General features: G+C 68.1%; 17 protein-coding genes. 13 read left to right on the plus strand and 4 right to left on the minus strand.

What is annotated here, in order from left to right:
* Window positions 1-32 precede the first annotated feature (32 nt).
* From EII35_RS07630 to EII35_RS07680, 11 genes are all read left to right on the plus strand, one after another.
* On the plus strand, window positions 33-1,400 hold the full coding sequence (locus EII35_RS07630; RefSeq protein ID WP_125227871.1) for an ethanolamine ammonia-lyase subunit EutB: 1,368 nt from the start codon (window positions 33-35) through the stop codon (window positions 1,398-1,400).
* 5 nt (window positions 1,401-1,405) lie between these two features.
* Complete coding sequence (gene eutC / locus EII35_RS07635) at window positions 1,406-2,326, plus strand: ethanolamine ammonia-lyase subunit EutC (RefSeq protein WP_125227872.1); 921 nt, start codon at window positions 1,406-1,408, stop codon at window positions 2,324-2,326.
* 10 nt (window positions 2,327-2,336) lie between these two features.
* Window positions 2,337-2,993, plus strand: a complete 657-nt coding sequence (eutL, locus tag EII35_RS07640; RefSeq protein WP_185744227.1) for an ethanolamine utilization microcompartment protein EutL — start codon at window positions 2,337-2,339, stop codon at window positions 2,991-2,993.
* 10 nt (window positions 2,994-3,003) lie between these two features.
* Window positions 3,004-4,512, plus strand: a complete 1,509-nt coding sequence (locus tag EII35_RS07645) for an aldehyde dehydrogenase family protein (protein WP_125227873.1) — start codon at window positions 3,004-3,006, stop codon at window positions 4,510-4,512.
* A 209-nt stretch (window positions 4,513-4,721) separates the two neighbouring features.
* A complete protein-coding gene (locus EII35_RS07650) occupies window positions 4,722-5,012 on the plus strand; it encodes a BMC domain-containing protein (RefSeq protein ID WP_125227874.1) in 291 nt (96 codons plus the stop codon).
* 5 nt (window positions 5,013-5,017) lie between these two features.
* Window positions 5,018-5,644 (plus strand): cupin domain-containing protein, encoded by a 627-nt coding sequence (locus EII35_RS07655; protein WP_125227875.1) that lies wholly within the window; start codon window positions 5,018-5,020, stop codon window positions 5,642-5,644.
* Entirely contained in the window at window positions 5,641-6,405 is a 765-nt protein-coding gene (locus EII35_RS07660) for a hypothetical protein (RefSeq protein WP_185744228.1), read from the plus strand. Before EII35_RS07655 ends, EII35_RS07660 begins: the two co-directional genes overlap by 4 nt.
* Entirely contained in the window at window positions 6,402-7,226 is an 825-nt protein-coding gene (gene eutJ / locus EII35_RS07665; RefSeq protein ID WP_221739705.1) for an ethanolamine utilization protein EutJ, read from the plus strand. The genes EII35_RS07660 and eutJ overlap by 4 nt, the downstream gene beginning before the upstream one ends.
* 17 nt (window positions 7,227-7,243) lie before the next feature.
* Window positions 7,244-7,513, plus strand: a complete 270-nt coding sequence (locus EII35_RS07670) for a hypothetical protein (protein WP_125227877.1) — start codon at window positions 7,244-7,246, stop codon at window positions 7,511-7,513.
* A gap of 1 nt (window position 7,514) precedes the next feature.
* On the plus strand, window positions 7,515-9,227 hold the full coding sequence (pta, locus tag EII35_RS07675; RefSeq protein WP_125227878.1) for a phosphate acetyltransferase: 1,713 nt from the start codon (window positions 7,515-7,517) through the stop codon (window positions 9,225-9,227).
* A 110-nt stretch (window positions 9,228-9,337) separates the two neighbouring features.
* On the plus strand, window positions 9,338-10,699 hold the full coding sequence (locus EII35_RS07680) for a DHA2 family efflux MFS transporter permease subunit (protein WP_125227879.1): 1,362 nt from the start codon (window positions 9,338-9,340) through the stop codon (window positions 10,697-10,699).
* On the opposite strand, the gene EII35_RS07685 is transcribed toward EII35_RS07680, so the two are convergent.
* The 4 genes from EII35_RS07685 to EII35_RS07700 form a co-directional block, all read right to left on the minus strand.
* The gene (locus EII35_RS07685) at window positions 10,685-11,221 is read right to left on the minus strand and encodes a TetR/AcrR family transcriptional regulator (RefSeq protein ID WP_185744229.1); all 537 of its coding nucleotides are present in this window, start codon (window positions 11,219-11,221) and stop codon (window positions 10,685-10,687) included. The genes EII35_RS07680 and EII35_RS07685 overlap by 15 nt on opposite strands.
* A gap of 5 nt (window positions 11,222-11,226) precedes the next feature.
* On the minus strand, window positions 11,227-13,767 hold the full coding sequence (valS, locus tag EII35_RS07690) for a valine--tRNA ligase (protein WP_125227881.1): 2,541 nt from the start codon (window positions 13,765-13,767) through the stop codon (window positions 11,227-11,229).
* 107 nt (window positions 13,768-13,874) lie between these two features.
* A complete protein-coding gene (locus EII35_RS07695; protein ID WP_125227882.1) occupies window positions 13,875-14,669 on the minus strand; it encodes a DsbA family protein in 795 nt (264 codons plus the stop codon).
* A 13-nt stretch (window positions 14,670-14,682) separates the two neighbouring features.
* The gene (locus tag EII35_RS07700) at window positions 14,683-15,228 is read right to left on the minus strand and encodes a DoxX family protein (protein WP_260465060.1); all 546 of its coding nucleotides are present in this window, start codon (window positions 15,226-15,228) and stop codon (window positions 14,683-14,685) included.
* A gap of 201 nt (window positions 15,229-15,429) precedes the next feature.
* On the opposite strand from EII35_RS07700, the gene EII35_RS07705 reads away from it, so the two are divergent.
* Window positions 15,430-16,743 (plus strand): bifunctional folylpolyglutamate synthase/dihydrofolate synthase, encoded by a 1,314-nt coding sequence (locus tag EII35_RS07705; protein ID WP_125227883.1) that lies wholly within the window; start codon window positions 15,430-15,432, stop codon window positions 16,741-16,743.
* A 41-nt stretch (window positions 16,744-16,784) separates the two neighbouring features.
* Complete coding sequence (ndk, locus tag EII35_RS07710; protein ID WP_125227884.1) at window positions 16,785-17,198, plus strand: nucleoside-diphosphate kinase; 414 nt, start codon at window positions 16,785-16,787, stop codon at window positions 17,196-17,198.
* The last annotated feature ends 25 nt before the right edge of the window (window positions 17,199-17,223 follow it).

Here is a 17,223-nt window from a genome sequence, read left to right on the forward strand (position 1 = left end):
ACCATGCAAGCCGAGATTGAGGAGGTGGCCTGATGCTGCTGCGCACCAAGCTGTTCGGCGAGACCTATGAGTTCAAGGATCTCAAGGACCTGCTCGCCAAGGCCAATGAGGAGAAGTCCGGTGACCAGCAGGCCGGGATCGCGGCCCGTTCGTCCGCGGAGCGTGTGGCGGCCCGCCTCGTGCTGGCGGAGGTTCCCCTGTCGGCCCTGCGTGAGAACCCCGTCGTCCCCTACGACGAGGACGAGGTGACGCGCGTCATCGACGACGCCGTCAACGAGACCATCTACGACGAGATCAAGGGCTGGACCGTCGGGGAGTTCCGCGAGTGGATCCTCAGCAACACCACCACCAGCGACATGATCAAGCGGGTCAGCAACGCGCTCACGGGCGAGATGGTGGCCGGCGTCACCAAGCTCATGAGCAACCTCGACCTCGTGCTGGGCGGCCGCAAGATCACCGTCGTCAAGCACTGCAACAACACCATCGGTCTTCCGGGGCACCTCGCCTCCCGCAACCAGCCGAACCATCCCACCGACTCGGTCGACGGCATCCGGGCCACCGCCTACGAGGGCCTGTCCTACGGCTCCGGCGACTCGGTCATCGGCATCAACCCGTCGGACGACTCCGTGAGCAGCGTCAGCCGCCTGCTGGAGATGACGAAGGAGATCATCGACCGCTGGGAGATCCCCACCCAGAACTGCGTGCTCGCCCACGTCACCACCCAGGTCGAGTGCATGAAGCGCGGCGCCCCCGTTGGCCTGCTGTTCCAGAGCCTCGCCGGCTCCCAGAAGGCCATGGAGAGCTTCGGCGTCAGTGTGGGACTCATCGATGACGCCTACGAGACCGCGAAGAAGTACTCGTGGAGCCAGGGACCCAACTACATGTACTTCGAGACGGGGCAGGGCTCGGCCCTGTCGGCCGACGCCCACCACGGCGCCGACCAGCTCTGCCTCGAGGCCCGCATCTACTCGATGGCCAAGCGCTGGGACCCCTACCAGGTCAACACCGTCGTCGGCTTCATCGGCCCCGAGTACCTCTACGACGCCACGCAGATCACACGGGCCGGTCTCGAGGACCACTTCATGGGCAAGCTCACCGGCATCTCGATGGGCTGCGACGTGTGCTACACCAACCACGCCAAGGCCACCCAGAACGACCTGGAGAACCTCGCCGTGCTGTTCGCCGCTGCCGGGGGCAGCTTCATCATGGGCGTCCCCCAGGGCGACGACGCCATGCTGTCCTACCAGTCGACGAGCTACCACGACGCCCCGGCGCTGCGCCAGGCCCTGGGCCTGCGACCGCTTCCGGAGTTCGAGGCCTGGCTCGAGGACATCGGTCTGTGGCGCAACGGTCAGCTCACCGAACTCGCCGGTGACCCGTCCTTCTTCCTCAAGAGGTGATTGACATGACAGAGAACCTTGAGCAGATCGTCGCCCGCGTCATCGCGGAGTTGAAGCGCGAAGGGATCACGGCCCCCGAGTCCGCGTCCACCCCGAGCGTGGACTCCCCGACGGCGGCCCACCCCGCCCCCGGCCACGGGCTGGTCATCGACCTGCCGGATCCGACGGTGGAGGAGGAGCGCTACAAGCTCCGCGTGGACAACCCCTACGATCCCGACGGCCTGCGCAACCTCTGCGCCACCACCAACGCTCGGATCGGTGTGGGCCGGGCCGGGGCGCGGCCGAAGACCCCGTGCCTGCTGCTCTTCCAGGCCGACCACGGCGTCACCCAGGACGCCATCTACGGTGTGGTCTCGGAGGAGACGAAGGAGGCCCTCAACCTCTTCACCGTCTCCAGCAAGGCTGGGGACCGGGCCGAGTACCTGCTGCGTCCTGACCTCGGACGTCTCCTCACCGACGAGGCGAAGGCCCTCATCAACGAGCGGTGCACCAAGAAACCCGACGTCCAGATCTGCATCGGGGACGGCCTGTCGGCCGCGGCGATCACCAACAACCTCGCCAACATCTATCCCGTCATCGAGCAGGGACTCTCATCGGCCGGTCTCACCCTGGGAACGCCGTTCTTCATCCAGAACTGCCGGGTCGGCGTCATGAATGACGTCAACACCATCATCCAGGCCAAGGTCGTGCTCCTGCTCATCGGCGAGCGCCCGGGGCTCGGCATCGCCGACGCCATGAGCGTCTACATGGGCTTCGACCCGCAGCCCGGGAAGAACGACGCGGATCGGGACCTGATCTGCATGATCACCACCCACGGCGGCACCAACCCGCTCGAGGCAGGGGCGTACGTCGTCGAGGTGGTCAAGAAGATGATCCAGCACGGTGCTTCAGGAGTGAAGCTCCGCGAACTCGCCACCGGAGCCTGAGGAGGAAACCATGCCCATTCTGGAACCCGTCAAGCCAACGATCCTCGCGGCACGCATCATCTCCAACGTCGACCGGGGATACGCGAAGCACCTCGACCTCAACGACGACCAGCGCGCCCTCGCCCTGGTCACCTGCGACATCGACGATGCGCTCTACGTGTCCCTGGACGAGGCGACCAAGTTCGCCGAGGTCGACGTCGTCTACGCCAAGAGCTTCTACGCCGGCTCCGGCTACCCCTCGGGTCCGCTGTCCGGTGAGATCATCGGCATCCTGGCCGGTCCGACCCCGGCCGAGGTCCGTTCAGGGCTCGACGCCTGCATCGCGCACTGCGAGGAGGAGGCCTTCTTCTACTCGGCCAACGAGGCGGGGGATCTCACCTTCTTCCCGCACCTCATCAGCAGCACCGGGACCTATCTGTCCAAGGAGGCGGGGATCCGCACCGGTGATCCGCTGGCCTACCTCATCGCGCCCCCGCTCGAGGCCACCTACGCCCTCGACGCGGCGATGAAGGCGGCGGAGGTCGAGATGAAGGTGTTCTTCGAGCCGCCGTCCGAGACCAACTTCGCGGGCGGTCTCCTCACCGGTTCGCAGAGCGCCTGCCGTGCCGCGTGCTCCGCCTTCCAGGACGCGGTGCTGGACATCGCGGCGAGCCCCCGGAAGTACTGAGGTGCCGACGATGCTCCATGACGCTGATCTGCTGTCCGTGCAACAGGCCCGTGACCTGTGCACGAATGCAAAGGCCGCCATGAAGCAGTTCCAGTTCGCCTCCCAGGAGGAGGTGGACCGGATCTGTGAGGCCATGGTGGAGGCCGCGCTCGCCGAGGCCGGACGTCTCGGTCAGATGGCCCACGACGAGACCGGCTTCGGCTACCCGCTGCACAAGAAACTCAAGAATGAGTTCGCCGCGAGGAACGTGTGGGAGTCCATCAAGGATGTCCCCACCTGCGGGGTGCTGCGCCGCGACGAGGAACGCAAGGTCGTCGAGATCGGCTGGCCCGTCGGCGTGGTGATCGCCCTCACCCCGTCGACGAACCCCACCTCGACGGCGATCTTCAAGATCCTCATCGGGGTCAAGGCACGCAACGCCGTCGTCGTCGCCCCTCATCCCTCGGCCGCCAAGTGCACCGCCGAGGCCGTGAGGATCATGGTGGAGGCGGGGGAGCGGGCCGGGATGCCCCCCGGGCTGGTGAGCTGCCTCACCGACATCACCCTCGAGGGCACCAACACCCTCATGGACCACCACGCCACCGCCATGATCCTGGCGACGGGCGGGCCGGGCATGGTCAAGGCGGCCCACAGCCGCGGCAAGCCCGCCCTCGGGGTGGGCCCCGGCAACGTCCCGGCCTACGTGGACCGCTCCGCCCACATCGTCAAGGCGGCCCAGATGATCGTGGAGTCGAAGTCTTTCGACTGCTCCACCATCTGCGCCACGGAACAGGCAGTCATCGCCGACGCCCCGATCGCCGATCGGCTCAAGTCGGAGATGCAGGCCCGCGGCGCCCACTGGCTGACCAAGGAGGAGGCCGACAAGCTGGCCTCCCGGATGTTCCGGCCCAACGGGATGATGGTGGCCGACCTGGTGGGACGCACCCCCCAGTACATCGGCGAGAAGGTGGGCATCCCCGTCCCATCCGACGCCCGGATCCTCGTCGCCGATCTGGCGGGCATCGGCCCCGCCCATCCACTGTCCCGCGAGAAGCTGACGACGGTGCTCGGCTGGATGGTCGCCGACGGGTGGCGTGACGGTTGCGCCCGCGCGATGGAGATGCTCACCTTCGGGGGCGACGGACACACCGTGGTCATCCACTCCCGGGACGAGGAGTCCATCCTCGCCTTCGGGATCGAGAAGCCGGCCTTCCGGGTGCTGGTCAACACCTGGGGATCGCTCGGGGCCGTGGGATGCACCACCGGCCTCGCCCCGTCGCTGACCCTCGCGCCCGGCGGGATCGGAGGGGCGGTCGTCTCCGACAACATCACCGTTCACCACGTCCTCAACACCAAGCGGGTGGCGTACTCGCTGCACGACGCCCCCGCGGTGGCCCGCGCCCACGGTGGTGGGGAACCGGATTCGTCGGCACCCGTGGGGAGGGCCGGGACGGCAGCGACGTCCGGCGACTCCGCGGATGTCATCGAACGCATCGTCGCCAAGGTGCTCGCAGAGATGCGTGGCCGGGGTGAGAGCTGAGAAGGGAAGGAGATGCAATGACGGTCCCGACGACGAAGCCTCGCACGCAGGCGGCGAAGGGGCAGACCAAGGAACGCGCCGCCACCGCCCAGGTGGAGCCCGGTGGGGCGCCAGCCAAAGGAGCTCCACCCACCAAACCCGCAGCCGCACCCGCGGCGACGGAATCAACCAAGGAAAAGCCAGCAACCAACACCAGAAGGAGTACTCCCATGGCTGATGTCCAGATGATCGCTCTCGGCATGGTCGAGACCAAGGGCCTCGTCGGCGCCGTCGAAGCGGCCGACGCGATGGTCAAGGCCGCCAACGTCCGCCTCATCGGCAAGGAGCAGATCGGTGCCGGATACGTCACCGTCATGGTCCGTGGCGATGTCGGCGCGGTCAAGGCCGCCACCGACGCCGGTGCTGCCGCCGCGGGTCGCGTCGGCGAGCTCATCAGCGTCCACGTCATCCCGCGTCCCCACGGTGACGTCGAGATGATCCTGCCGAGCGCCAAGGGCTGATCCCCATGGCCGGTCGCGTCGTCATCACAGCGGACCGGGTCCGCGATGCCGCCTCCGCGGGCTGCCTCGAGGTCCCGGTGGGGGCGGTCATCACGCCGCTCGCGCGTGACGTGGCGGCGGACCTCGGGGTCACTCTCGTCGAGGGGGGCCGCGGGAAGCCCTCGACGCCCACCTCGCCCGAGGACCCGGACCTGGTACACCGGGTCCGGGACATCGTGACGAAACTGCTGGCTGGAACCGGGGTCGGGACCGGGGCGCTCGCCCCGGCCCCGGCCCACCCGGTCAAGCTGTGTCGCGGTGACGAGGTGGTGACCGAGCCCTTCCCCTACCCGGGGCCACCGCCCGGGCAGCAGGTCCGCACCGGTGATGTCGTCACGGGGGAGGACGGAGCACCCATGGCAGCGGGCTACATGTCCCTGACCGCAGGGTCCTTCCCCTGGCACTTCAGCTATGACGAGGTCCAGATCGTTCTCGAGGGTGAGCTGCACCTCGGAACCCCGGACGGCGTCCGCATCGGTCGCCCCGGCGACGTGCTCTACGTCCCCAAGGGCTCCGATGTCACCTTCGGCACCCCGAGCTGGGCGCGGTTCGTCTACGTGACGTTCCCCGCCGACTGGGAGGCCGGACTGTGACCGTGATCTCAGAGGCGGACCTGCGCGCCCAACTCCGCCCCCCGAAGCGAGGCGCCGTCGTCGGGCTGCCGCCCGGTGCCAGCCTCACCCCGTCCGCACGGGACTTCATCAAGGAGTGGGAGTTGCAGGTCCGCGAGGTCGTGGTCGACGACGAACCCGCCGACCAGGTGCCCTCCTGGCAGCACGAGTCGGTGTTCCCCGTGGTCAAACCCGAGCAGCCGCCTCGCTGCGGCACCTGCCAGGGGGAGATCACCCGCAAACCGGATGCACTGACCCAGCTCAACGACACCCAGTTCGCCCACAAGACCCATCCGAGGATCCGGCTGCGTGGTCAGGTCGACAGTCTGCACGCGCTGGTCCTCATGGCCCAGGCCCAGAGCGTCGCCGGTGGGCCGGCCTGGCTGGTGGAGGCGCTCGGCATCCTCGCCGCCTACTGCAGGGAACTCACCAGCGCCGAGTACAACGAGCGTCCCGTGGCGGCGCTGGAGCTTCCCGGGTGGGACGAGAAGTCGATCCATCGCGCCACCCACCATCCCGACGAGGTGCTCGGGGTGCCCCACGCCACGATCGACGGGACCTCGCCGATCGTCATGCACTGGCTCAACCTGTGCCGCACCCATGCGAGGGAGCTGGAGTTGACGGCGCTGGCGACCTTCCCCGATCCGGAGCATCCCTTCGGCCCCTCCCTCAACCACGCCCTCAACCGCCTTTCCAGCGCCTTCTACCTGTTGCAGCTGAGGCTCGGGAAGGGGGAGAAGTGAGAGGGCTGAAGAAGCTCATGTCCGCCGCGAAGGCGTCAATGAAGTCGTCGACACCCATCCCCTCGGCCACCCCGATCAAGGTGGGGGTCGACCTCGGGACGGCGTTCACCGTCATCATGGTCACTGACGAGGCTGACCAGCCGCTGGCCGGGGCCAGCGTCTTCGCAGATGTCGTGCGCGACGGCGTGGTGTGGAACTTCGCCGGGGCGCGCGAGGTCGTCGCCGGGCTCAAGGCAGACCTGGAACGCCGGATCGGGAGGTCACTGACCTCCGCGACGGTGACCGTCCCGCCTGCCGTGCACGAAAGCGACCACCGCGCCCACCGCTACGTCGTCGAGGGGGCGGGGATCGACTGTACCCAGGTCATCGACGAGGTGACGGCTGCGAACGCGGTGCTCAAGGTGAGCGACGGCGCGGTTGTCGACATCGGCGGTGGGACCACCGGCATCGCGGTCATCAAGGATGGCCGGGTCGTCAAGGTCGTCGACGAGCCGAGCGGGGGCACCCACATGTCCCTGGTGCTGGCCGGGGGGCTCGGTATCTCGTTCGAGGAGGCCGAGAAGCTCAAGCGCAAACCCGGCCAGCATGCCCGCTTGGCCCCGATGGTCACGCCGGTGCTGGAGAAGATGGCCACCATCGTCGCCCGCGCCATCGACGGCCACGATGTCGGGCACATCCACCTCGTCGGCGGAACCAGCTCCTTCACGGGCATCGAGGACATCATGTCCCGGGTCACGGGGGTCCCCGCATCCGCCGCCCCAGCCCCCATGCTCGTCACCCCGCTCGGCGTCGCCAGCTGGGCCGAGCCCATCACCGATTGAACCGACAGGAGGCCGACATGGCACGCCAGATCGTCACCCAGGACCAGATCGTGAGGCTCCTGGCCGAAGGCGCGACGGAACTGCGCCTCGAGGCCGGGGCCATCGTCACCGACGTCGCCGCCGAGATGGCGCAGGACCGGGGACTCCGCCTCGTACGGGACCGGGAGCCGGGCCCGGTGCTGGGGGAACCGGTGGCACGTGACGAGGTGCGGCGCGCGGTCATCGCGGCCCTGGGCAGTGAACCGGAACAGTTGGATGCGGTCCTCGATCGAGTGATGAGGGCCTGAGATGGGGGTTCGGGTTCATGTGATCCCCGCCTCGCCGAGCGGGGACTGTGCGGCGGCCATCCGGGTGCTCACCCAGGTGTTGCCTGACGCGACGGTGCTGGATCTCGGGTGCGTGTTCTCGGGCGGGGCCGTCGATGTGGTGCGTGATCCCTCGGAAGCTCTGGGGCAGGCGCTGGACATGGTCGAGTCCCTTGATGGTGACGTCATCACCCACGTGTCCTTCCCGGTCGCGCTTGAACCGGTCGCGCTTGAGTTGGGGGCGCAGCTGGCGGCGACCCTCGGCGCGGGTGTGCTGCTGGCCCAGGACTGGGAGGATTCGGCGCTCGCCGAGGTGGCCACGGCCGTCGTGACGGCTCGTGGCGCCCGGCTCGTCGCCCGATTCGATGGCCAGAGCCTGCGGCTGCCCGAGACCCCGGACCTGCCCGGGCAGGGCAACCTCACCGTTGGGCGGATGCTGCGGGAACTCACTGCGGGCAGCCGACCCGTCGTCCCGGCCGACCGGGAGGATCTCCTGCTGGGGCTGCTCATCGGCCTCGCCACGGGCCAGTTCCCCCTGCCCGCATCCGTCCTCGTGGACGGCACCCCGCGGGAGGGACTCGAGCAGTTGTGGCGCAGCACCCTGCCGGATGTGCCGCTGCGTCGACGCGGTGACGTCTCGGCGCCTCCGCCCACCAAGGCGCAGTTCCTGGCGTGCCTGGAGCGCGGTCCTGAGCAGCAGACGCTCTCGCCGCTGCTGTTCCAGCGGCAGTTGCTGCGGGACGCGAGGGCCGCGGACGCGCACATCGTGCTACCGGAGGGCACCGAACCGAGGATCCTGCGGGCCGCGGCCGAACTCGTCCGTGACGGCGCGGTGCGGCTGACGCTGCTCGGGCCGGAGCCGGAGGTGCGACAGCTGGCGGCCGCCGAGGGTCTCGACCTGGGGGACGCCGCCGTCGTCGACCCACTCACCCACGAGTGGCGCGACCGGTTCGCCGACGAGTACGCGGAGCTGCGGGCGAAGAAGGGGGTCACGCGGGACCAGGCCTTCGAGCGGATGGCGGACGTGTCCTACTTCGGCACGATGATGGTGCGGGCGGGATTCGCGGACGGGATGGTCTCCGGCGCCGTCCACACCACCGCGCACACCATCCGGCCCGCCTTCGAGGTGATCCGCACCCGCCCGGGTGTGAAGGTGGTCTCCTCGGCCTTCTTCATGTGTCTGGCCGACCGGGTGCTGGTGTTCGGTGACTGCGCCGTCAACCCCAATCCGGGTCCTGCCGAGCTGGCCGACATCGCCGCGGCCTCGGCCGTGACGGCCCGCAGTTTCGGCATCGAACCGAGGGTGGCGTTGCTGTCGTACTCCACGGGAACCTCCGGCTCGGGTCCGGACGTGGACGCCGTCGCCGAGGCGACGGAGCTGCTGCGCAGCGCGGTGCCCGACCTGGCCTGCGACGGCCCGCTGCAGTTCGACGCGGCGGTGGACCCGACGGTGGCGCGCGGCAAGGCCCCGGACTCGCCCGTGGCGGGCCGGGCCACGGTGCTGATCTTCCCGGACCTCGCATCGGGCAACATCGCCTACAAGGCGGTCCAGCGCACCGCGAAGGCGCTGGCCATCGGTCCGGTGCTGCAGGGTCTCAACAAGCCGGTCAACGACCTGTCCCGGGGCGCACTGGTGGAGGACATCGTCAACACGGTTCTCATCACCGCGATCCAGGCGGGGACCGCCCAGCGCTGACAGCGGTGGCTCCACCAACGGCACAGGTCGTGGTCGACCTGTGCCGTCGCGGTTTGACAGTGGGGGATTCCTGACTACAGTACTTAGTGAGTGCTAAGTAAGGAGCTGGGATGAAGCCAGGACTCTCCACGGGCGTCATGGCCCTCACTGCTGGTGCCGCGTTCATCGCAGGGCTCGACAACCTCGTTGTCACCCTGGCGTTGCCCGCGATCCAGCGGGACTTCGGGCTGGGCGTTGCAGGGCTGAGTTGGACCGTGAACGCCTACACCTTGACCTTCGCGGTGGTCATGCTGGCCGCCGCCGCCGTCGGGGAGCGCATCGGCAGGAGGACGGCCTTCCAGGTCGGGGTGGGCGTCTTCACTGCCGCCTCCGTCGCGGTGGCCCTGGCGCCCGGCATCGAGGTACTCGTGATGGCCCGGGCCGTGCAGGGAATCGGAGCGGCGATCCTCGTCCCGCTCTCCTTGACCCTGCTGGTCCAGGAGACGGTCGAGGAGAGGCGCCCCGTGGCCATCGCCATCTGGTCGGCGGCCCAGGGGCTGGCAACCGCGATCGGCCCCCTGATCGGTGGGGCGATCGTGGAGTTCGTCGGCTGGCAGTGGGCCTTCTGGATCAACGTGCCCATCGGCCTGGTGCTGCTGCTGACCGCGCCACGTCTGGTTCGCGATCACACCACCGGCACGGGCGCCTTCGACCTCGCTGGTCTCGTCGGACTCACGACGGGGGTGCTGACCCTGGTGATCGCTCTGACAGCAGGCGGTTCGCCGCTGGCCATTGGGGCTGGGGCCTGGGGCCTGGTGTCGTTGGCCTGGTTCCTGCGTCACATCCAGCGGTCCCGTAACCCTGTCATCGATCCAAGGGTGCTGCGCTCAAAGGGTTTCGGGCTGACCAATCTCACCGCGTTGCTGGTGACCGCGGGCATGTTCGGGGTGGTCTTCCTGCTCACCCAGTACCTCCAGAAGGTCCTCGGGTACGGGCCACTGCAGGCCGGGTTGCTCACCCTGCCCTGGACCCTGCTCCCGGTGCTCGCGGCTCCTGTGGCCGGGCAGCTCGTGACCAAGGTCGGGACAAAGGCCATCCTGACGTTCGGTGCCCTGCTGCAGGCAACCTCACTGGTCCTGTTCGGCCTGGTGCTACGGCCTGACGTGCCCTACCTGCTCCTGCTGCCGGGTCTGCTGCTGGCCGGGCTGGGTATGGGAGCCTTCTTCGCCGTGCTCGCCACCCAAGCTCTTCGTTTCGTCGCCACGAAGGATGAGGGGATCGCCTCGGGAATCAACAACTTCGTCCGAGAGCTGGGCGTGCTCATCGGTGTTGCGATGCTCACCGCCGTTTTCATGGCCACCGGTGATCAGGCCGATGCCACGCGGTTCACCGTGGGACTTGTCGTTAGTCTGTGGGTCGGGGCGGCAGTGCTCACCTTGGCCGTGGTGGTGAGTCTGCTGACCCCGGAACCAGCTGACTCACCGACTGCGTGAGGAACGCTCCCAGGCCCGGGTCACCGTGCACTGACTGATCTGGTCGACCTGGAGCGCGGCGGCGACATTGTGGAGGACCCAGCCCCCCATCATGTCCCCGACCACCTCCGTCGAGGCCCCGGAGAGGGATCCGACCAGGTGCCAGATGCGCTCGAAGCGTTGCGCCACGACCTCGCGGATCTCCTCGTCGGTGCAGCTGGCCGCCCAGGCCTGCAGCTGGAGGGTCAGCAGTTCCTTCTCCTTCGACAGCAGGGCATCGTAGGCCGTGGCCAAGGCCTGCCCTCGCTCATCGGTGGGACTGTTCTCCACAGCCTCCTGCAGCACGGTCTCGATGCGGTCACAACACAGCTGCCATGTCGCGATGAACAGTTGCAGTTTGGAGCCGAAGAGCTGGAACAGGTAGGGCTGGGAAACTCCCACTCTTGCGGCGATGGCCTGGGTCGATGCGCCGTGGTAACCGGAACGAGCGAACTCATGGGTGGCCGCCGTCAGCACCTGGTGCCGACGCTGCTCGGCGGACATCCTGCTCATTGTTCCAGCTCTGCCTCGGCCTTGAGTTCGCCGTCGGCGACCTCCCAGGCGATGTCCCCGGTGATCCGGCAGACCGCACGCAGGTCGGCCTCGATGGTCCGCAGACGCTCCAGGGCGGACTGCTCGCCTCGGAAGGTGATGGCCGTCACCCGGGTCTTCATGGAGGCCTTCGCACTCGACTTGGCGCCACGCACCGCGACGAGCACGGCTGCGACGTCTGCGATGAGCCGGGTGTCACCGTCGGTCGCGACCTCCTGCGGGGTGGGCCAGGCGGAACGGTGGATCGAGGAGTCGTGGGTCCACGCCCAGGTCTCCTCCGTCACGAACGGCAGGAACGGCGCGAACAGCCGCAGCTGGACGTCGAGGGCCAGCGCCAAGGCGTTCTGGGCCGAGGCCTGCTCGTCGGGGGAGTGGGTGCCGTAGGCGCGCTCCTTGACCAGCTCCAGGTAGTCGTCGCAGAACGCCCAGAAGAACGTCTCGGCCGCCTCGAGGGCCGTTGTGTAGTCGAACTCCTCGAAGGCCTTCGTCGCGGCGGTGACGACCTCCGCCAGGCCTGCAAGCATCGCCTTGTCGACGGGGTTCGTCACCCGGGCCAGTTCGCCCGGCTCCGGGGCCATGGACAGCACGAACTTACCCGCGTTGAGGATCTTCATGGCCAACCGACGTCCCACCTTCATCTGGGACTCGTCGAAGGGGGAGTCCATGCCGGGGCGGGCCATCGCGGCACGCCACCTGACCGCGTCGGATCCGTATTTCTCGAGGATGTCGGAGGGCACGACGACGTTGCCCTTCGACTTCGACATCTTCTTCCGATCCGGATCCACGACGAAGCCAGAGATCGTTGCGCGCCGCCACGGCAGCGTCCCGTGCTCGGAGTTCGCCCGCACCACACGCGAGAACAACCAGGTCCGGATGATGTCGTGGGCCTGCGGTGCGATGTCCATCGGGAAGGTGAGCGCGAACAGCTCCGGGTCCCGCTCCCAACCGCACGCGATCTGCGGGGTGAGCGACGACGTCGCCCAGGTGTCCATGACATCCGGGTCGGCGATGAAACCACCCGGGACCCCGCGCTGGGACTCGTCGTAGCCGGGAGGGCAGGAGACGACGGGGTCGACGGGCAGGCTGGCCTCGTCGGCCACGATCATCGCCTCGTGGTCGGGCTCGCCGTCGGCGTCCAGCGGGTACCACACCGGGAACGGCACGCCGAAGAAGCGCTGCCGCGAGATGAGCCAGTCACCGTTGAGACCCGTCACCCAGTTCTCGTAACGGTGACGCATGTGGTCGGGGGTCCACTCCAGTTCCCGACCCCGCTCCAGCAGCGTCTGCTTCAGCTGCTCGTCGCGACCGCCGTTGGAGATGTACCACTGCCGCGTCGCGACGATCTCCAGCGGCTTGTCGCCCTTCTCGTAGAAGTTCACGGGACGGGAGATGGGCTTCGGCTCGCCGTCGAGATCCCCGGAGGCGCGCAACAGCTCCACCATGGCGGCCCGGGCGGAGAAGGCGGTCTTCCCGGCGAGCTCCTCGTACGGCTCCGCGTTGACGAGCCACTCCGGGGTCTCCCGCTGCAGCCGACCATCCCGGCCGATGACGGTGCGGGTGGGCAGATCGAGTTCCCGCCACCACTGGACGTCCGTGAGGTCGCCGAAGGTGCAGCACATGGCGATGCCGGCACCCTTGTCGGGTTCCGCGGCGGGATGGGAGAGCACGGGGATCTCCACCCCGAAGACGGGGGAGGTGACGGTGGAGCCGAACAGACCCTGATAGCGCTCGTCATCGGGATGGGCGATGAGCGCACACACGCTCGGCAGCAGCTCCGGTCGGGTGGTCTCGATGTGCACGGGCCCGTCGGCGCCGTGGAAGGCGACCCGGTGGTAGGCGCCCGGGTGCTCCCGGGACTCCAGCTCCGCCTGCGCGACCGCGGTCTGGAAGGTGACGTCCCACATGGTGGGGGCGTGGCTCAGGTAGGCCTCGCCGCGGGCGAGGTTGCGCAGGAATGCCCGCTGGGCGACGGCCTGCGTCGCGGGGGAGATGGTGGTGTAGAGGGTGTCCCAGTCGATGGAGAGTCCCAGGTGACGCCACAGTTCCTCGAAGACCTGCTCGTCGATGGCGGTGAGTTCCTCACACAGTTCCACGAAGTTGCGGCGCGAGATCGCCACCTGCCGCTTGGGGTCCGGCTTGGCCGGGGGCGTGAAGTCCTCGTCGTACGGCAACGACGGGTCGCAGCGAACGCCGTAGTAGTTCTGGACGCGGCGTTCGGTCGGCAGACCGTTGTCGTCCCAGCCCATCGGGTAGAACACCTGCTTGCCGCGCATCCGCTGGTATCGCGCGATGGTGTCGGTGTGGGTGTAGGAGAACACGTGACCGACGTGGAGCGACCCGGACACGGTCGGTGGGGGCGTGTCGATGGAGAACACCTGCTCCCGCGACTCCGGACGCTGGAAGGCGTAGGTGCCGTCCTGTCGCCACACCGTCGCCCACTTGTCCTCCAGACCTTCGAGAGCTGGCTTCGTGGGCAGGCCGCAGGCATAGTTCGTCATGGTCCCGCATCGTAGTTGGGGGCGACGACGGCAGTCGAATGCACTCGGCAGGACATGAAGAACCGCCGGGCCCGAGGTGGGCACCGGCGGTTCCGCAGGCACGACGGTCAGGTGGTCTTCAGCCTCTCGATCGCCGCCATGAAGGACTCGGCGTTCGGTTCGATGAGGACCTGCTTGGTCTTCTCGTCGATGAAGACCAACGTCTTCCCGTCGACTGTGAAGGTGGGGGTGCCGGTGATCTTGTTGTCGGTCATCGCCCGGTAGGAGCGCTCGGCGAAGGCCTGGTAGGTCTTCTCGTCGTAGGCCTTCTGGAACGCGGTGAGGTCCTCGCCCGTGATCCCGGCCTGGGCGGCGAAGTCCACCCGGAGCTGCTCGTCGGTGAATCCCCGACCCTCTTGGGGCTGGTTGTCGAAGATCACCTTGTGGTACTCGCGGTACTTGCCCACGGAGTCCGCGGCGGCCGCGGCCAGGGCCGCACGGGAGGATGACTTGAAGTTGTCCTGTCGGTTCACGTCGTCGAGGAAGTAGGCGGTGCGGATCTCGGCGGTGATGCGTCCCTCGTCGATGAGCTGGGTGACGACGTCACCGAACTCGTGCTCACGAACCTTGCAGGCGGGGCACTGGTAGTCCTCGTAGATGACCACGTGCGGCGCGTCCGCTGCGGGCTGGGTGCCCTTGGAGTGGAGCTGGATGCCGTGGCCCGCGGTGGCATTCGGGGGTGCCGTGGTGTCGGACTGCTTCTTCCACACGGAGACGACGACGATCGTCACCACCGCGACCAGGACGACGGTGAGGGCGCTGAGCCCCATCACCAGCATGCGACGGTTGCGCTGCTGGCGTTCCTCCAGCTCCTGCTGCTGGCGCAGGGCGGCGCGCTTGCTCAGATTCGAGTTGTTGGCCATCTCGGTGTGATTCTCATTCCTGCTCGGCCGCCAGGTCGGCGGGTTCGTTGTCGTCACTCTGTGAACGGGCGGGGAGTCCGAAAAGTGCCCGATCCAGGCTGAACAGTGACCTGGGGCGCAGCATCAGCCAGCCGCAGAGGCCGGCCATACCGAGGTTCTCCAGCATCTTCTGCGGGTACTGGGTCTGCGAGGCATCCACCTCGCCACCGGTGCCGAAGCAGCCGCAGTCGATGTTGATGCCCTGGCTCCACACCCATGCGATGCCGCCCATGAACATGAGCAGCATGAGGAAGATCGCGGCTGCGGACCACCGGGTGAACAGGCCCCCCAGGAGGAAAAGTCCCGCCACGATCTCCACGATCGGCAGGACCATGGACAGGACGTCGGCGACGTCCCATCCGACCAATTGGTACGCGAGGATGTTGGTGCGGAAGCCCGGCATGTCGACGACCTTCACCGCTCCCGCGAAGATGAAGACGATGCCGGGGATGATGCGGGCAACGAGGCCAACCCAGTCCTTCCATGAACACATGGATGCCGGGGCGTACGAATCAGTCACGCGGACATCCTAACGGTGAGCCCTGAGAGGGTGCGCGGACAGGGGGATCGTGACGAGGATCGTCATGGTGGCCTCTTGGCAAGGCGGACGACGAAGAGCGCACTGGAGCGTGCGTTCGAGGAGGACAACGCAGCCAGGGGGTCACCGGGGCGGCCGCAGTAGATTTCGCCTATCCGCGCGCCCTCTAAACTGAAGTGCATCATGGACCACGTCGCCCTTGTCTCCCATCTGACCTCCCGCTGGCCCGAGCATCGGATCGGCCGCAGCCTCAGTCGTGTCTCCGCCCTCATGGACCTGCTGGGCAGCCCTCAGGACAGCGCCCCCGTGATCCAGGTCGCGGGGACCAACGGCAAGGGATCGACCTGCATCATGATCGATTCCCTGCTGCGGGCCGCGGGGCTGCGGACGGGACGGTTCGCCAGCCCTCACCTGAGCGATGTCACCGAGCGCATCTGTCTCGACGGTGAGCCCATCTCCCGGGAGCGGTTCCACGAGGTCTGGAAGGAGGTCGAGCCCTTCGTGGAGCTGGTCGACGAGCAGCAGCTCGACGGCATCGCCATGACCTTCTTCGAGGTCATCACCGGCATGGCCTACGCCGCCTTCGCTGACGCCCCTGTCGACGTGGCGGTCGTCGAGGTGGGACTCGGTGGTGGCTGGGATGCCACCTCCGTCGCCCGCCCCGAGGTGGCGGTGGTGACCCCGATCGGCGCCGATCACACCCACATCCTGGGGGAACGACTGGCAGAGATCGCGACCGAGAAGGCCGGGATCATCAAGCCGGGATCGACGGCGGTGCTGGCCGGGCAGGAGCCCGCGGCTGTGCAGCCGCTCCTCAGCCGGGCCGTGGAGGTGGGAGCCGTGGTGCGGGCCGAGGGGCCCGACTTCGGGCTGCTGGAGCGTCGCCCGGCTGTCGGCGGGCAGGTCATCCGCATCCAGACGCTGGGTGGCACCGTCGGTGACCTCTTCCTGCCGCTGCACGGGGCCCACATGGCCCGCAACGCGGCCCTCGCCGTCGCGGCCGTCGAGTCCTTCCTCGGGGGGAAGGCGCTGGCCCCGGAGATCATCGAGGAGGGGCTTGCGGAGGTCAAGGCCCCGGCCCGGCTCGAACTCGTCCGATCCTCACCGGCCGTGGTGGTGGACACCGCCCACAACCCGCAGGCCGCCCGGGTGACGGTGGAGGCCTGCCGCGAGGCCTACTCCTTCGCCCCGACGATCGGTGTGGTGGCGATGATGGCCGACAAGGACACGGCCGGCGTGCTGGAGATCTTCGCGGAGGTCATGGACCAGGTGGTCATCACCCGTGCGGCCGGGAGCCCCCGCGCCCTTCCCGTCGCTGAACTGGCCCAGGTGGCGGAGGAGATCTGGCAGGCAGGCGCCGTGCACCAGGCCCCGACGATGGCGGACGCGTTGGATTTGGCCACCCTTCTGGCCGACGCGGCGGGCCCGGCGGCCGGTGTGCTGGTGGCCGGGTCGCTCATCGCGGCTGGGGAGGCTCGCGACCTGCTCACGGGGTAGCTATCATTCTGGCCAGCACTTCCCCGATCAGGAGTATCGCAATGGCGCGACAGTCAACCTTCGTCATCATCAAGCCCGATGCCTACGCCGCCGGTCACGTGGGGCACATCCTCAGCCGCTACGAGGAGGCCGGACTGGTGCCGACACGGCTCGAGGTGTGGCACGTCCCGGCTGAGCTGGCTGACCGACACTACGCCGAACATCTGGGCCGGGACTACTACGCGGATTTGAGGGAGTTCATCACCTCCGGGCCTCTGGTGGCCTGCGAGCTGGTGGGTGAGGGCGCCATCGAGCGGGTTCGGGCCCTCAACGGGGCGAAGAACCCGGCCAACGCTGATCCCGGGACGATCCGTGCGGATTACGGCAGCAGCATCCGTCGCAATGCCGTCCATGCCTCGGACTCCCCGGAGAGCGCGGCGCGCGAACTCGCCCTGTGGTTCGACGAGGAGCCCTGATCCTCGACGGATCCGCCATGCCGGT

Origin of the sequence: Arachnia propionica, assembly GCF_003932785.1 — a bacterium.
GTDB lineage: Bacteria > Actinomycetota > Actinomycetes > Propionibacteriales > Propionibacteriaceae > Arachnia > Arachnia propionica_B.

Coding starts and splice junctions, on each gene's coding strand:
- EII35_RS07630 (WP_125227871.1), top strand. CDS start 33: ATGCTGCTGCGCACCAAGCTGTTCGGCGAGACCTATGAGTTCAAGGAT.
- eutC (WP_125227872.1), top strand. CDS start 1,406: ATGACAGAGAACCTTGAGCAGATCGTCGCCCGCGTCATCGCGGAGTTG.
- eutL (WP_185744227.1), top strand. CDS start 2,337: ATGCCCATTCTGGAACCCGTCAAGCCAACGATCCTCGCGGCACGCATC.
- EII35_RS07645 (WP_125227873.1), top strand. CDS start 3,004: ATGCTCCATGACGCTGATCTGCTGTCCGTGCAACAGGCCCGTGACCTG.
- EII35_RS07650 (WP_125227874.1), top strand. CDS start 4,722: ATGGCTGATGTCCAGATGATCGCTCTCGGCATGGTCGAGACCAAGGGC.
- EII35_RS07655 (WP_125227875.1), top strand. CDS start 5,018: ATGGCCGGTCGCGTCGTCATCACAGCGGACCGGGTCCGCGATGCCGCC.
- EII35_RS07670 (WP_125227877.1), top strand. CDS start 7,244: ATGGCACGCCAGATCGTCACCCAGGACCAGATCGTGAGGCTCCTGGCC.
- pta (WP_125227878.1), top strand. CDS start 7,515: ATGGGGGTTCGGGTTCATGTGATCCCCGCCTCGCCGAGCGGGGACTGT.
- EII35_RS07680 (WP_125227879.1), top strand. CDS start 9,338: ATGAAGCCAGGACTCTCCACGGGCGTCATGGCCCTCACTGCTGGTGCC.
- EII35_RS07685 (WP_185744229.1), bottom strand. CDS start 11,221: ATGTCCGCCGAGCAGCGTCGGCACCAGGTGCTGACGGCGGCCACCCAT.
- valS (WP_125227881.1), bottom strand. CDS start 13,767: ATGACGAACTATGCCTGCGGCCTGCCCACGAAGCCAGCTCTCGAAGGT.
- EII35_RS07695 (WP_125227882.1), bottom strand. CDS start 14,669: ATGGCCAACAACTCGAATCTGAGCAAGCGCGCCGCCCTGCGCCAGCAG.
- EII35_RS07705 (WP_125227883.1), top strand. CDS start 15,430: ATGGACCACGTCGCCCTTGTCTCCCATCTGACCTCCCGCTGGCCCGAG.
- ndk (WP_125227884.1), top strand. CDS start 16,785: ATGGCGCGACAGTCAACCTTCGTCATCATCAAGCCCGATGCCTACGCC.